12 protein-coding genes and 8 pseudogenes are annotated in these 14,928 nt (G+C 71.3%); 4 read left to right on the forward strand and 16 right to left on the reverse strand.

Annotated elements, in window-relative coordinates:
• The 5 genes from UG55_RS28880 to UG55_RS24515 all read right to left on the reverse strand — a co-directional run.
• On the reverse strand, positions 1-160 hold a 160-nt coding region (locus UG55_RS28880; protein WP_131799257.1), incomplete at its 3' end, for a hypothetical protein.
• A gap of 351 nt (positions 161-511) precedes the next feature.
• Positions 512-1,189: a Crp/Fnr family transcriptional regulator gene (locus UG55_RS24500; protein WP_066073759.1), complete on the reverse strand. Its 678-nt coding sequence runs from the start codon at positions 1,187-1,189 to the stop codon at positions 512-514.
• Positions 1,190-1,296: 107 nt separating this feature from the next.
• Entirely contained in the window at positions 1,297-1,683 is a 387-nt protein-coding gene (locus tag UG55_RS24505; protein ID WP_066072252.1) for a cyclic nucleotide-binding/CBS domain-containing protein, read from the reverse strand.
• A 293-nt stretch (positions 1,684-1,976) separates the two neighbouring features.
• Entirely contained in the window at positions 1,977-2,900 is a 924-nt protein-coding gene (ilvE, locus tag UG55_RS24510) for a branched-chain-amino-acid transaminase (RefSeq protein ID WP_066072255.1), read from the reverse strand.
• Positions 2,901-3,175: 275 nt separating this feature from the next.
• Positions 3,176-4,204, reverse strand: coding sequence for a 3-isopropylmalate dehydrogenase (locus tag UG55_RS24515; RefSeq protein ID WP_066072258.1), 1,029 nt, complete (start codon positions 4,202-4,204; stop codon positions 3,176-3,178).
• Positions 4,205-4,658: 454 nt separating this feature from the next.
• Between UG55_RS24515 and UG55_RS42925 the strand changes: the two genes are divergently transcribed.
• The 4 genes and pseudogenes from UG55_RS42925 to UG55_RS24525 all read left to right on the forward strand — a co-directional run.
• Positions 4,659-5,207 (forward strand): EAL domain-containing protein (locus UG55_RS42925; protein WP_242424900.1); only part of this gene is annotated, 549 nt, incomplete at its 3' end.
• 1 nt (position 5,208) lies between these two features.
• Positions 5,209-5,319, forward strand: a pseudogene (locus tag UG55_RS42930) (EAL domain-containing protein); the annotation flags it as partial.
• A gap of 1 nt (position 5,320) precedes the next feature.
• A pseudogene (locus UG55_RS42935) lies at positions 5,321-5,993 on the forward strand (EAL domain-containing protein); the annotation flags it as partial.
• Complete coding sequence (locus UG55_RS24525; protein WP_083987064.1) at positions 5,990-6,289, forward strand: DUF1059 domain-containing protein; 300 nt, start codon at positions 5,990-5,992, stop codon at positions 6,287-6,289. The pseudogene UG55_RS42935 and the gene UG55_RS24525, both read left to right, overlap by 4 nt.
• A gap of 117 nt (positions 6,290-6,406) precedes the next feature.
• Here UG55_RS24525 and leuA read toward each other — a convergent pair whose 3' ends face one another.
• The 11 genes and pseudogenes from leuA to UG55_RS24555 form a co-directional block, all read right to left on the reverse strand.
• A complete protein-coding gene (leuA, locus tag UG55_RS24530) occupies positions 6,407-8,080 on the reverse strand; it encodes a 2-isopropylmalate synthase (RefSeq protein WP_242425048.1) in 1,674 nt (557 codons plus the stop codon).
• A gap of 270 nt (positions 8,081-8,350) precedes the next feature.
• Positions 8,351-9,226 carry a septum formation family protein gene (locus UG55_RS24535; RefSeq protein ID WP_066072267.1) on the reverse strand — a complete coding sequence of 292 codons (876 nt, stop codon included), beginning with the start codon at positions 9,224-9,226 and terminating at the stop codon, positions 8,351-8,353.
• 146 nt (positions 9,227-9,372) lie between these two features.
• Positions 9,373-9,489: hypothetical protein (locus tag UG55_RS42940; protein ID WP_242424904.1), on the reverse strand; the 117-nt coding region annotated here is incomplete at its 5' end.
• 1 nt (position 9,490) lies between these two features.
• Positions 9,491-10,962 (reverse strand): annotated as a pseudogene (gene serA / locus UG55_RS24540) (phosphoglycerate dehydrogenase); the annotation flags it as partial.
• Positions 10,963-11,308: 346 nt separating this feature from the next.
• A partial coding sequence (gene ilvC / locus UG55_RS24545; RefSeq protein ID WP_242425049.1) for a ketol-acid reductoisomerase occupies positions 11,309-12,164 on the reverse strand: 856 nt, incomplete at its 5' end.
• Position 12,165: 1 nt separating this feature from the next.
• A pseudogene (locus UG55_RS42945) lies at positions 12,166-12,304 on the reverse strand (ketol-acid reductoisomerase); the annotation flags it as partial.
• Between the two features lie 68 nt (positions 12,305-12,372).
• On the reverse strand, positions 12,373-12,596 hold a 224-nt coding region (gene ilvN / locus UG55_RS42950; protein ID WP_242425050.1), incomplete at its 5' end, for an acetolactate synthase small subunit.
• A gap of 1 nt (position 12,597) precedes the next feature.
• Positions 12,598-12,841 (reverse strand): annotated as a pseudogene (gene ilvN, locus UG55_RS42955) (acetolactate synthase small subunit); the annotation flags it as partial.
• 1 nt (position 12,842) lies between these two features.
• A pseudogene (locus tag UG55_RS45750) lies at positions 12,843-12,897 on the reverse strand (acetolactate synthase small subunit); the annotation flags it as partial.
• A gap of 5 nt (positions 12,898-12,902) precedes the next feature.
• A pseudogene (locus UG55_RS42960) lies at positions 12,903-13,046 on the reverse strand (hypothetical protein); the annotation flags it as partial.
• 1 nt (position 13,047) lies between these two features.
• Positions 13,048-14,714: pseudogene (locus tag UG55_RS24555) on the reverse strand (acetolactate synthase large subunit); the annotation flags it as partial.
• Positions 14,715-14,928: the final 214 nt, after the last annotated feature.

A 14,928-nucleotide genomic window follows, 5' to 3' on the forward strand; every position in this document is an offset into this window, starting at 1 on the left:
AGCCGACGCCCAGCTCGTCGAGGTGCCGAGCGACCACCAGCTTGTCGGCCACCGACAGCGACAGCCCCTCCTGCTGGGTGCCGTCCCGCAGGGTCGTGTCGTAGATGTGCAGCGACTCGCGGTCGAACGGAGGCGTCGTGGTGGGGGTGTCGTGGGGCACAGCTGGACCTCTCGCTGGAACCGTGTCTGGCCGCCACGCGCCCGGTCTCCCTGGTCAGTGACCGGAACGCGCGACGGGGACGGGTTCGCCGCCAGCCACCCACCCTATGCCGCAACATGCCGGACACATAGCAAGTGTGGCGAGCGCCATTAGTTCGCTGACCTGGGCTCCCGCACGCCCCGACCATGATCACATCGACTCGGTGACCCCCGGGCCGGCCAGGACCGACCCGCGGCCCCGGCCGCACCGGCGCGACCCGTACCCACCACCCACGCTACGCACCCCCGCGACGGAGGCTGCCGGCGGCCAGCAGCCAGCGGCGGTCAGCAGCCGCGCGTCCGCGGCCCGGGCTCAGTCCCCGGCGAAACGCCGCAGCCGGTCGACCTGCAGGATCGTGATCGTCTGCCCCTCGGACAGGATCCACGCCCGCCGCTCGAACTCGCGCAGGGCCTGGTTGACGGACTGGCGCGACCCGCCCAGCAGGGACGCGATCTCGGTCTGGGTCAGCCCCAGCTCGATGACGGGCCGCCCGGCCTCGCGCATCCGCATCAGCAGCAGTTTGGCGACCCGGCGCGGCAGATCGAGGAACACCAGGTCGGCGTTCGCCACGGTGAGCCGGCGAACATGTGCGACCAGCGCGCGGATGAGCTGCTCGGCGACAGCCGGGCGCTCCCGCACCAGTTCCCACACGGCGTTGCGTTCCAGCACCAGCGCCGTGCTCGGCTCCAGGGCCTCGACGCTCGCCGACCTCGTCCCGGCCTCGACGATGTTGAGCTCGCCCAGGGTCTCCTTCGGGCCGGCGATGTTCAGGACGTGGTCACGCCCGTCGTCCGCCTTGGTGAGGACCTTCAGCCGACCGGAGGCGACCACCAGCAGTGTGTCGGCGGGCTCGCCTTCGGTGAAGACCACCTGACCACGGCGGAACCGCCTGGTCACGGACCGGCTGGCCAGCCGGAGCAGGTCCTCCTCGTCGAGTTCCTTCAGCAGCGTGGTCGCCCGCAGCAGGGAGACCGCCTCAGTGTCGTGCATGCCGTGAACGTAGCGTTGCTGGGCCGGGTGATGCGTCACAGATCCCCGAGTCGGCATCATCATGGCCGCACCGTTACAGGGCGACCACTTGCGGTGACATGCACCCGTCAGACCGCGACCCGCTGGGTGCTCCAGCAGCGGACCACATCGCGCATCGAGAGCACCCCCTCGACCTCGGTGCCCGTGGTCACCACCAGATGCCGGAACCCGCCGCGCAGCATGGTCGCGGCGGCCTCGTCCAACGACCAGTCGGGGCCGGCCACCACGACGTCCCGGGTGAGGTGATCCCCGACGAGCTCGGTCTCCGGGTTCTGACCGGCGGCGACCGAGCGCAGGACGTCCCGCTCGGTCAGGATTCCGAAGCCCTGGGCCTCGCTGTCGAGCACGACCGCGGCGCCGACATGGCGGGCCGCCATCAGCGTGGCCGCCTGGCGCAGCGTGTGGTTCGGCCCGATCACGAGGACCAGAGCGCTCATTCCGTCCGAAACCCGCATGACGTCCTCCTGAACCGGCTCCTGACGCTTGTGCAATCGTGAATCGACTACAGGAGACGGTAGGCGGCCAAGGTCGAATTGGCCAGAGCACACGCCACCTGAGCTACGAACGACGCCCGCCGGCAGCGGCCCCGGAGAGAGCAGACCCGTCAGAAACGGCGGATAACGCCCACGCGGCGCAGCCGAACCCCATGGCGGACGCCCCCTGGAACGCCGCATGGCGCCTGCCCGGGTACGACCCACCCGGGCAGGCGCCATGGGCACCGGCCGTGCACCGACCTTTCGGGCGGCACTCAGCCGACGAACTCGTTCCAGTCCTTGTAACGGTCGAGCTCACCGCGGGTCGCCTGGTGGAAGATCTCGAGGATCTCCTTGGTCACCGGGCCGGGGCGCCCGGCGCCCACCCGGCGGTCGTCCACCTCGGCGATCGGGACGATCTCGGCCGCGGTGCCGGTGAAGAACGCTTCGTCCGCGAGGTAGAGGTCGGTCCGCACGATGTGCTGCTCCAGCACCTCGTACCCCTGATCAGCCGCGATCTGCATCACCGACGCCCGGGTGATGCCGCCCAGCGGACCGTCACTCAGCGGCGGAGTGATGACCCGCCGCCCGGAGACGATGAAGACGTTCTCCCCCGAACCGTCCGCGATGTGGCCGTTCGGGCTGGTCATGATCGCCTCGTCGTAGCCCGCCTTGATGGCGGCCACCTTGGCCAGTGACGAGTTGAGGTACTGCCCGGACGCCTTCGCCGCCGGCGGAATGATGTTCGCGTCGTTGCGGCGCCAGGTCGAGATGGTCGCGCGGGCACCGTTGCGCTCGGCGTCCTCGCCCAGGTAGGAACCCCAGGGCCAGACCGCGATCATCACCTCGACCGACGACGGCAGCGGGTTCAGGCCCATCTCTCCGTAGCCCAGGTACACCAGCGGACGGATGTAGCAGGACTCGACACCGTTGGCGATGATGGTGTCCTTCGTCGCCTGGATGATCTCTTCCTGCGAGAAGGTCGGCTCCATCAGGTAGATCTTCGCGCTCCGGTAAAGACGCGCGATGTGATCGGTGAGCCGGAACACCGCGCTGCCGGACGAGGTGGCGTAGGCGCGGATTCCCTCGAACACACCCCAGCCGTAGTGGAGCGTCGGGTTGAGCACGTGGATGCGGGCGTCGTCCCAGTCGACGAACTCGCCGCTCATCCAGATCTTCGAGGTGGGCGTGATGGGCATGACAACTCCAGTACGGGTTTACGCCGGGGCGCACACGGGCGCGGACGAACACTGTGACGAACAGTCAGAGATGACGAAACTGCCGATCGTCGCCGTGGTCGGGCCCTGTCGGCTGCCGTCGTACCGGATCTACGGCTGCATCCGAGAATAGCCCCCGGACGACCGAACGGAAAACGACCATCGGACGGCCGCGGTCGGCCCGTGACCTCGCCGGGCGGACCGGCGACCGGCGCCGAGCCGACCGCCGCCCTCGCCCGGCCGGCGGCCGCCCGCCCTCAGCCGGCGGCCCGCGCCGCCAGGTCGTCGCCGATCTCACGGGTGGAACGCCGCTCACCGCCGGCCGCGGCCCGCGCCGCCAGCGACGCGGCGACCGCCGCCTCCACCCGGGCCGCCTCCGCGGTGTGCCCCAGGTGCTCAAGCAGCATCGCGACCGAGGCCACCGTCGCGGTCGGGTCCGCGAGCCCCTTGCCCGCGATGTCCGGAGCGCTGCCGTGCACCGGCTCGAACATGCTCGGGTTCGCGCCCGACGGGTCGAGGTTCCCGCTCGCGGCCAGCCCGATGCCGCCGGTGATGGCCGCCCCGATGTCGGTCAGGATGTCACCGAACATGTTGTCGGTGACCACCACGTCGAACCGCCCCGGATCGGTCACGAAGAACATCGACGCCGCGTCGACGTGCTGGTAGTCGACCGTGATCCCGGGGAACTCGGCGCCGACCTCGGCCACCGTGCGGGCCCAGAGGTCGCCGGCCTTGGTGAGGACGTTGGTCTTGTGCACCAGAGTCAGATGCGCCCGGGGGCGACGGCTGGCCCGAGCGAAGGCGTCCCGGACGACCCGCTCGACCCCGAAACGCGTGTTCAGGCTCTCCTCGGTCGCCACCTCGTGCGGCGTGCCACGGCGGAGCGTGCCGCCGGCGCCCGCGTACGGCCCCTCCGTCCCCTCCCGGACCACCACCATGTCGATGTCGGGGGTACCGGCGAGCGGTGTGGTCACGCCCGGGTAGAGCCGCACCGGCCGCAGGTTCACGTGGTGGTCGAGCTCGAACCGCAGGCGCAGCAGCAACCCGCGCTCGAGGACGCCGCTGGGCACCCCGGGATCCCCGACCGCCCCGAGCAGGATGGCGTCCTGGCCACGCAGCTCCGCCAGGACGCTGTCCGGCAGCGTCTCCCCGGTGGAGTGCCAGAGCCGGGCGCCCAGCTGGTACTCGGTCGTCTCGACCTTGGGGTACACCGCGCGCAGCACGCGCAGCCCCTCGGCCACCACTTCCGGACCGATCCCGTCCCCACCTATGACCGCAAGCCTCATGAGGCCCGACTTTAGCCGGCGTCCGTGCGCCGCCCCGGCGCGACCGACCCGATGGTCACCCTCTGTAAGACACGAGTGGACACGTCTTCGGGTGCGTCCGTCCGTCGACCCAGGCCGCGGGCCACCGGGTCACATACCCGGATCACCGGCGCGGACCACCGCACGGACCACTGGCGTGGCAGCGGCCGCGAAGCGTGCGTTTCGTTTAAATGAGTGCCCGGTATCCACGGCGCTCGGCGCCGCGGCCGGCCAGAAGAACCGCATAAAGCGACAGGACATCAACCGGAACACAATCACGTCGGCCGCGGAAAATTCGCCGTGGACAAAGCTCGGACCACGCCCTCGCACACCACCACAACTCCGCGGCGACGGCATGCCCACCCCACCGTCAAAGTGGTAGAAAAACACAACATCGCTGAGGCGGCGTGCGGTGATATGAGGGGGTGCACGGCGCATGGTTGCTCAGCGCCTGATCAGTGGTCCCATGGGCACCGACCCGTCCGGGGCCCGCGGGTCCGCCGGCCGAGGGGACACCGATCCGGCCACGACGGCCGGCCCACCCACGCCGAGACCACAGCCGGCCACCGGCCCGGACATCGACGGCATCCTCGCCGACCCCGACCTGCCAAGCCTTGTCTTCCAGCCGATTGTCGACCTCCGGCGCGGCGTCACGGCCGGCTACGAGGCCCTGGCCCGCTTCGGTGATGATCCGCGCAATGCCCCCGACCTCGTCTTCGCCGAGGCCGACCGGCGCGGGCGGGCGGCCGAGATCGAGGCGCGGGTGCTTCGCCTGGCGATCGCCGCCCGGGACCACCTGCCGGACCGCTGCTTTCTCGCCGTCAACGTCTTCCCGCATCTCCTTTCCAGCCCCGAGGTGGCGGCCGTCTGGCGCGGGGCCGATCTTTCCCGGCTTGTTCTCGAACTCAACGAGGCAGTCGCGTTCGACTACTCCCCCACCCTGACGGCGATGTCGCAGGAGCTCCGGAACAGGGGCGCGTTCGTCNCGATGGACGATGTCGGTTCGGGCTATGCGGGACTGCGTCAGCTCACCCACATCCGGCCTGATTTCGTGAAACTGGACCGGTCCCTGGTCGCCAACATCGATGACGACCAGGNGAAGATCGCACTCACCGAGCTGGTCGGCGGGTTCGCGAGCCGCCTCAACGGATGGGTCATCGCCGAGGGTGTCGAGCGCGTCGAGGAACTCACCATGCTCGTCACACTGGGTGTTCCGCTGGGGCAGGGCTACCTGCTCGGACGCCCGTCGGCACGCTGGCAGTCCCTGGACCCGGCGGTGGCCCGGCGCATCCGGCTAATCTCCGCGCGCGCCATCCGGTCCGCGCACATCGTGAGCCTCATGGAACCCGCCAGCATCGCCACCAGCGACTACCGCAGCTGCGCCCACGACCTCGCCTGCCCGCCCTGCGGGCCATCGCTGTCCGGCGCGCCGCGGAGCGGCGGGGACCCCGACAGCCCTCAGCTCGGCGGAGCGGAACCCACCGCTGACCACGACGCCGGTGGCGGGATGACCATCATCGTCAGCAACCGGTGCCGGCCGGTCGCGCTGCGGCTCGCCGACGGGGCCGGTGGGCAGGCCGCCCGCCGGATCCCCACCTCGCTGTTCGCGCTGCCGGACGAGCCCGTCACCGAGGTGGCCCGGCGAGCCATGACCCGCCCCAAGGGAAGCCGGTTCGACCCGGTGATAATCGTGACCGAAATGGGGCGACCCCTCGGTCTGGTACGGATGGAGCGGCTGATGCTGCGACTCGCGGAGCTCTCGGCGGTATGAGACGGAACCGGTACTGGACCGCGCAGGCCCTCATCGGGCAGCGGCCCGACAGTGCGGCCGCGGCGCGGGTCCATGAGATAGCCGTGGCCCGCCCCCCGGTCATGAAGGAGTTCTACTGCGGGGCGATCATCCACGACTGCGAGACCCGGCTGGTCGCGGTCAGCGAGGAGGAGATGCTCGCCGCCGCCGCCAGACACGCCCTGGTCGAACACGGGATCACCGAGGTTCCCGCCGAGCTGGTCGAGCAGGTCCGGCGCGGGATCCGCGACGTGACGCCCGCCGCGCGCCAGGCCTGAGCCGCGCGCCGACCCGACCACGCCGGGCCCGAGCCGAGCGATCGCGCCCGGCCCGAGCCGAGCGATCGCGCCGGGCCCGCGGACGGTGATCCGCGGGCCCCGCCCCGCGCGGGCGGGTCAGCCGGTGCGGAGCGCCGCCCGGTTGACCGCGCTGACCACCGCGCGCATCGACGCGGTGACGATGTTCGGATCGATGCCGACCCCCCAGAGCACCAGGTCACCGACGGCGACCTCGAGGTAGGCCGCGGCCCGCGCGTCCGCCCCCGAGCCCAGCGCATGCTCGTTGTAGTCCAGCACGCGTACCGGGATCCCGCGTGCGGACAGCGCCGCCACGAAGGCGTCGATCGGGCCGTTGCCGCTGCCCGTGATGACCGTCTCCTCGCCGCGCAGCCGAACCGAGACCGTCACCTCGTCCCGCTCCCCGCTCGCCGCCGTCGTCCGCGAGCCGAGCAGCTCCAGCGGTGCGGCCGGGTCCCCGCCCTCCGGCCGGTACTCGCGGGTGAAGATCTCCCAGAGCTGCTCGGCGGTCACCTCGCCGCCGGATTCGTCGGTGTGCCGCTGCACCACGCCGGAGAACTCGATCTGCAGCCGTCGCGGCAGGTCCAGGGCGTACTCCGACTTCATCAGGTAGGCCACGCCCCCCTTCCCCGACTGGCTGTTGACCCTGATGACGGCCTCGTAGCTGCGGCCGACGTCCTTCGGGTCGATCGGCAGGTAGGGCACCTCCCACAGCGTCTGGCCGGTGCGCTCCATCGCCTCGAAGCCCTTCTTGATGGCGTCCTGGTGGGAGCCGGAGAAGGCCGTGTAGACGAGGTCACCGCCATAGGGGTGCCGCGGGTGGACCGGCAGCTGGTTGCAGTACTCGACCGTGCGGCGGACGCCGTCGATGTCGGAGAAGTCGATCTGCGGGTCGATGCCCTGGGAGAACAGGTTCATTCCCAGGGTCACCAGGCAGACGTTTCCGGTGCGCTCGCCGTTGCCGAACAGGCAGCCCTCCACCCGGTCGGCGCCGGCCATGACGCCCAGCTCGGCCGCGGCGACCGCACAGCCCCGGTCGTTGTGCGGGTGCAGCGACAGCACGACGGCGTCGCGCCGGGTCAGGTTCCGGCTCACCCACTCGATCTGGTCGGCGTAGACGTTCGGCGTCGACATCTCGACGGTGGCGGGCAGGTTCAGAACGACCGGATTCTGCGGCGTGGGCTCCCAGACGTCCATCACCGCCTCGCAGATCTCCACCGCGTAGTCGAGCTCGGTACCGGTGAACGACTCGGGGCTGTACTGCCAGCGGACATCGGTGCCGTCCAGCAGCTTCTCGGCGTACTGCGCACACCAGCGCGCACCCTGCACCGCGATGTCGGTGATCCCGGCCCGGTCGAGCCCGAACACGACCCGCCGCTGCAGCGTGGAGGTCGAGTTGTACAGGTGGATCAGGGCACGGTCGGACCCGACCAGTGACGCGGCGGTGCGCTCGATCAGTTCCTCACGCGCCTGGACCAGCACCTGGATCGTCACGTCGTCGGGGATCCGGTCGCCCTCGATCAGCTGGCGGACGAAGTCGAAGTCCGTCTGGCTGGCCGCGGGGAAGCCGACCTCGATCTCCTTGTACCCCATGGCGACCAACAGCTCGAACAGCTGCAGCTTGCGGGACGGGGTCATCGGGTCGATCAGCGCCTGGTTGCCGTCCCGCAGGTCCACGCTGCACCAGCGCGGGGCCTGGGTGATCGTGGCGTTCGGCCAGGTACGGTCCGGCAGCGCGACCGCCGGAAAGGGGCGGTACTTCTCGATGGGCATGCCAGACGGTTGCTGCGGTGTGATCACTTGCTCCTGCTTCCTCGGATAAGCGTGCCGCTCCCGCACAGGGCGGGTACCGGTGCTGACGCACGAGAACTCCGCGGCGGGGAAGCCAGCCACATTCCGGATCTCAGTGAGTCCGGATCAGGCCCCGCCGCGGCACCTAAGAAGGAGAAGCGCACGCATCGCAGCAACAGCCTACCCGATCCGGTCTGGCGGCCGCCGAGGTCGGGCGGCGGGGTCAGGCGGGGGTCGGGCGGGGGTCGGCGGTCAGCTCCGGACGGCCGGCGGGACCACGAACCGCCCCGCGCGCGGGACCAGGTCGGTCGGTCGCACCGTGCAGGCGACGCCGTGCACACCCCGTTCCCAGCTGGCCCGATCCGGCCGGACGGAGGCGACGCCGTGCCCAGCCACGTCGAGGACCCGGGCATAGGCCCACGGGGAGTCGGCGCAGGCCTCGGCCGCGACCGTGCTGAGCACCTCCGCCCCCGGCCACAGGCCGAACCTGGCGGCCAGATCGACGATCTGGGTGACCTCGTCGAGGTGGCGTTCCGCGCAGTTCACCGGCTCCGGAGCCAGCCGGGTCGGGGGCTGGGCGGGCCAGGCCAGGCAGTCCCCCGGACGCAGCGCGTCGAACAGCCCCGGTGACAGGTCGACGCCCTGCGGAGCCCGCGCGGCGGGGTCGACCGCCAGCGACGGCGACCCGGCCGCCTGCCCCGCCGTGGCCTGGGCGAAGCCGCCGGACTGCGCCGCACCCGCCGCACTCGCCGAGGTAACCGAACCGGCCGGGCCGCCCGGCGCGCTGACCGCGGACGCGGGGAGTGGCTGCGCGGCCACCGGCACACCGCGCGCGGTGTGCCGCAGGGCGACGAACGTCAGGCTGATCATTCCGATGCCGAGCGTCAACACCGCGACCACCCGGGTCAGCCGCCGGGCACGGGGCGCCGGGCGCGGCGGGGCTACGAAGAGCCGGTAGACCAGCCCGTGCAGGCCGCGTGGCGCGGGCACCACGGTGCAGCGCACGCCGCGGGCCGCCGGGAGCTGGCCGGTGCGCTCCCGGGCCGAGGGCTCCAGAAACCGCGCTGACCTCACGAAACGCTCGTCGAGCCGCACGTCCTCGAACGGATCCGGGTGCCGTGGCGCCATGTCTGTCACGGTAACTCCGGCAGACGTGCCGGGCGCCGCATACGCCCAAGGATCACCCGCATCAGACCGACTCGCGCCGGCCCGCGCCGACCCGCCCCAGAAGGGGTGGTTCGGCGCGGCGGACGGCCTCGCCCGGGTCCGGCGGATCAGCCGACGGAGATGCTCACCGCCCGCGCGTACGACGCGCCGATGATCTTCGCGATCTCGGTCAGGATGTCGGGGGCCACCGCGTCGTCCAGGGAGAGCGACATGAGCGCGTCGCCNCCGGCGCTCAGCCGGCTGACCTGGGCGTTGGCGATGTTGATGTGGGCCTCGCCGAGGAGCGCGCCCACCGCCCCGACAATGCCCGGACGGTCCTCGTAGCGGAAGAACGCCAGGTGGTCCTCGGGGCGGATGTCCACCTCGAAGCCGTCGATCGCGGTGATCTTCTCCACCTGCCGCGAACCGACCAGGGTTCCGCTGACCGAGACCGCGGTGCCGTCCGGCAGCGCCCCGCGCACGGTGACGAGGTTGCGGTAGTCCGGGCTGTCCTCCGAGGTCTCCAGCGCGACCTCGACCCCGCGCTCCTTGGCGATCAGCGGGGCGTTCACGTAGGTGACCTGCTCGGAGACGATGTCGGTGAAGACACCCTTGAGAACCGCCAGCTGCAGCACCGAGACGTCGTGGACGGCGATCTCACCCCGGACCTCGACCGTGATCGCCGCGGCGACGCCCCCGGCGAGGCCGGAGAAGAGCTGCCCCAGCTTCTCCGCCAGCGGCAGGCCGGGCCGCACGTCCTCGGCGACGATCCCACCGGCCTGCACGTTGACGGCGTCCGGCACGAACTCGCCGCTGAGCGCGAGACGCACCGACTTCGCCACCGCGAGGCCCGCCTTGTCCTGCGCCTCCTGCGTGGAGGCGCCGAGGTGCGGCGTGACGACCACGTTCTCCAGGCCGAACAGCGGCGAGGAGGTGGTCGGCTCCTTGGCGTACACGTCGAGGCCGACCCCACCGACGCGGCCGGAACGGACCGCCTCGGCCAGCGCCGCCTCGTCGACGAGGCCGCCGCGCGCGGCGTTCACGATGATCACTCCGGGCTTGACCCGGGCCAGCTGCTCCGCGCCGATCAGCCCGAGCGTCTCCGGTGTCTTCGGCAGGTGGATCGTGATCACATCGCTGGCGGCGAGCAGTTCGTCGAGGTCGACGAGCTGCACACCGAGCTGCGACGCACGGGCCACCGAGACGTACGGGTCGTAGGCGAGGATCTTCATGCCGAAGGCGGCGAGGCGCTGCGCGACCAGGACGCCGATGCGGCCGAGGCCGACCACGCCCGCGGTCTTCTCCGTCAGCTCCACGCCGACGTACTTCGACCGCTTCCACTCGCCGTTGACGAGCGCCCCGTGCGCCGCCGGAACCCGGCGGGCGACCGCGAGCAGCAGCGCGATGGCGTGCTCGGCGGCACTGACGATGTTCGACTGCGGCGCGTTCACCACCATGACACCCCGGCTGGTGGCCGCTGGGACGTCGACGTTGTCCAGCCCGATGCCGGCCCGGGCGACCACCTTGAGGCGCGGCGCCGCCGCGAGCGCCTCGGCGTCGATCTTCGTGGCCGAGCGGATGAGGACCGCGTCCACGTCCGCCAGCGCCGGCAACAGCGCGGATCGGTCGGCGCCGTCCACGTGGCGGATCTCGAAGTCCCCGGAAAGGACCTCGAGCCCGGCCGGTGAGAGCTCCTCGGCGACGAGTACGACGGGCACGGTCTGCTCCTAGTAGCGCAGCTCGCCGCCGGCCACCAGTGAGGAGGACGCAGCGGCGGGTGCCGTACTGCGCCGCTGCCCGGGCGGACGACGACGGTGTCGAATCAGGTGGGCGGTGCGGTGCGGCTACAGCCTACCCACGACGCTCGGCACGATCGGGCGCCGCGGCGGTGTGCCCGCTCTCACCGCGCCGCCGCCGCGCCCGCCGGTGGCCACTCTCCGCACCCGCCGCCGGCGCCGCGGGCGGCGCCACCACCGGGTGCGACAGCGCCGGGCCACCTGGGTGACCCGGCGCGATCCGCGGCCGGCCGGCCCGGGCGACCCGGGGCCGGCGGGCCGGCGGGCCTCAGCCCTTCGCGATCCAGGACATCATCGGACGCAGCTTGCCGCCGACCTGCTCGATCGGGTGCTGCTTGCCCTCCTCCACCAGCTTGGTGAAGTTCGGGCGGCCCGCGTCGTCCTCGGCAACCCACTCGCGGGCGAACGTGCCGTCCTGGATCTCGCCCAGGATCTTGCGCATCTCCGCCTTGACCGCCGGGGTGACCACCCGCGGGCCACGGGTGACGTCGCCGTACTCGGCGGTGTCGGAGATCGAGTACCGCATCTGGGTGATGCCGCCCTCGTACATGAGGTCGACGATCAGCTTCAGCTCGTGCAGGCACTCGAAGTAGGCGACCTCGGGGGTGTACCCGGCCTCGACCAGCGTCTCGAAGCCGGCCTGCACCAGCGCGCTGGCGCCGCCGCACAGCACCGCCTGCTCGCCGAAGAGGTCGGTCTCGGTCTCCTCGGTGAACGTCGTGCGCAGCGCGCCGGCCCGGGTGCCACCGATGCCCTTGGCGTAGGCGAGCGCGATGTCGAGCGCCTTGCCGGACGCGTCGGACTCGACGGCCACGAGTACGGGAACGCCCTTGCCCTCGGTGAACACGCGACGGACCAGGTGACCCGGGCCCTTCGGCGCGACCATGAAGACATCGACGCCGGCCGGCGGCTCGATGAGGCCGTAGCGGATGTTGAAGCCGTGCCCGAACGCGAGTGCCTTGCCCGGGGCCAGGTTCGGCGCGATCGACTCGGCGTAGATCTTCCGGTGCGTGGTGTCCGGGGTGAGGATCATGATGATGTCGGCCTCGGCGGAGGCCTCCGCCGGGGTCACCACCCGCAGGCCCTGCTCCTCGGCCTTGGCCCGGCTGGTGCTCGTCTCGGGCNGGCCGACGCGGACGTCGATCCCGCTGTCGCGCAGGTTCAGCGCGTGCGCGTGCCCCTGGCTGCCGAAGCCGATCACGGCGACCTTGCGGTCGGCCAGGTTCGCGAGGTTCGCGTCGTCGTCGTAGTAGATCTCGACCATCGTTGGTGAATCTCCTAGTGGGAACTGCCGGTGGGAACTGCGGGCGGAAAGACGGGAACGGAGGTGGGTCAGGCCGAACGCTCGACGGCACGCAGGCTGCGGTCGGTGATCGACCGCGAGCCGCGGCCGAGCGCGACCATGCCGGACTGGACCAGCTCGCGGATCCCGAAGGGCTCGAGCATGCGGATGAGCGCGTCCAGCTTGTCACGGGTGCCGGTGGCCTCGATCGTCACCGCGTCCTGGGCGACGTCCACGACCTTCGCGCGGAAGAGCTGCACGGTCTCCAGCACCTNGGAGCGGACCGTGAGGTCGGCGCGCACCTTGACGAGCATCAGCTCGCGCTGCACCGAGACCACGGGGTCCATCTCGACGATCTTGAGCACGTTGACCAGCTTGTTGAGCTGCTTGGTGACCTGCTCCAGCGGCAGGTCCTCCACCGCGACGACGATGGTCATCCGCGAGACGTCGGGATGCTCGGTCGGGCCGACGGCGAGCGACTCGATGTTGAAACCGCGCCGGGAGAACAGGCCGGACACCNTGGCGAGGACACCGGGCTTGTTCTCGACGAGGACCGAGAGGGTGTGCCGGGTCACAGGTNGACCTCCGCGTCGCCGGAGTAGTCGAAGTCGGGGGCCATGTCGCGGGCGAACTGGATCTCGTCGTTGCTGGCTCCCGCGGCCACCATCGGCCACACCATGGCGTCCGGGTGGACCACGAAGTCGACCACAACCGGGGCGTCGTCNATGCTCATCGCCTTCTCGATGGTCGCGTCGATGTCGTCGGGCGACTCACAGCGCAGCCCGACACAGCCGAGGGCCTCCGCCAGCCGCACGAAGTCCGGCACCCGGGTCACCCCGGTGCGCGACGAGGCGGGATGGGTGCCCAGGTCGGTGTTCGAGTAACGCTGGTCGTAGAACAGCGTCTGCCACTGGCGCACCATGCCCAGCGAACCGTTGTTGATGACCGCCACCTTGATCGGAATGCCCTCCAGAGCACAGGTGGCGAGCTCCTGGTTGGTCATCTGGAAGCAGCCGTCGCCGTCGATCGCCCACACCGTCGCGTCCGGTCGGCCGACCTTCGCGCCCATCGCCGCCGGCACCGCGTAGCCCATCGTCCCGGCGCCGCCGGAGTTGAGCCAGGTGTAGGGCTGCTCGTAGGAGATGAACTGGGCCGCCCACATCTGGTGCTGGCCGACCCCGGCGGCGAAGATCGCCTCCGGGCCGGCGATCCGGCCGAGGCGCTCGATGACGTGCTGCGGGGCGACCGAGCCGTCCGGCGGCTGGCTGTAGCCCACGGGGTAGGTGTCCCGCCAGCGGTCCAGGGTGTGCCACCAGGCCGCGAGGTCGGGCCGGGGCTCCGCCTGCAGCGCGGCGGTCAGGTCGGCGATCACCTCCCGGCAGTCGCCCACGATCGGCACGTCCGCGACCCGGTTCTTGCCGATCTCGGCCGGGTCGATGTCCGCGTGGATGATCGCGGCATTCGGCGCGAAGGACGCCAGCCGCCCGGTGACCCGGTCGTCGAACCTGGCCCCCAACGTGATCAGCAGGTCGGACTTCTGCATCGCCGTGACGGCGGCGACCGAACCGTGCATGCCGGGCATGCCCAGGTGCTGGGGGTGCGAGTCCGGGAAGGCACCGCGGGCCATCAGCGTGGTGACCACCGGAATGCCGGTGAGCTCGGCGAGCACCCGCAGCTCGGCGGCGGCCCGCGCCTTGAGGACCCCGCCGCCCACGTAGAGCACGGGTCGGCGGGCGGTGCTGATCAGCTTCGCCGCCTCGCGGATCTGCTTGGCGTGCGGCCGGGTGACCGGCCGGTACCCGGGCAGCTCCAGGGTGGGCGGCCAGACCTCGTGCGGCAGCACCGAGGTCAGGCCCTGCAGGATGTCCTTGGGCAGGTCGACCAGCACCGGACCGGGACGGCCGGTCGCGGCGATGTGGAAGGCCTCGGCGATCGTGCGCGGGATGTCGTCCGCGGACTGGACCAGGAAGTTGTGCTTGGTGATCGGCAGCGTGATGCCGCAGATGTCGGCTTCCTGGAACGCGTCGGTGCCGATCGCGGCGCTCGGCACCTGGCCGGTGATGGCGACGATGGGCACGGAGTCCATGTAGGCGTCCGCGATCGGCGTCACGAGGTTCGTCGCGCCCGGCCCGGACGTCGCCATGCAGACCCCGACGCGGCCGGTGGCCTGCGCATACCCCTCGGCGGCGTGCCCGGCACCCTGCTCGTGCCGGACCAGCACGTGCCGGACCCGGGTGGAGTCGAACAGCGGATCATAGGCGGGCAGGATCGCCCCGCCCGGAATACCGAAGACCACATCGGCCCCGACCGCCTCAAGCGAGTGGACGAGCGACTGCGCTCCGGTGATCTGTCTGGTCTCTCTGGTCATCTGTCGTCTTCCTTGACGGGGCCGGACACGAAAAAGCCCCTCGTGCCGAGGGCACTGAGGGGCGGCGCGGGTGGTCGGAGACCGAATCTGGTCCGACTACACGCGCTCCAAGCGTACGAGGATGCCAAGCAGCACGCGGTCAACCATCCCCGACATCCGCCACCGCGTCAAGCGGACCGCCGAGCCCGGAGAGCCAGACCACACGGCGGCGGCCGGCGGCCGGCCGCGGGCGACCCCG

Source organism: Frankia sp. EI5c, from assembly GCF_001636565.1.
GTDB lineage: Bacteria > Actinomycetota > Actinomycetes > Frankiales > Frankiaceae > Parafrankia.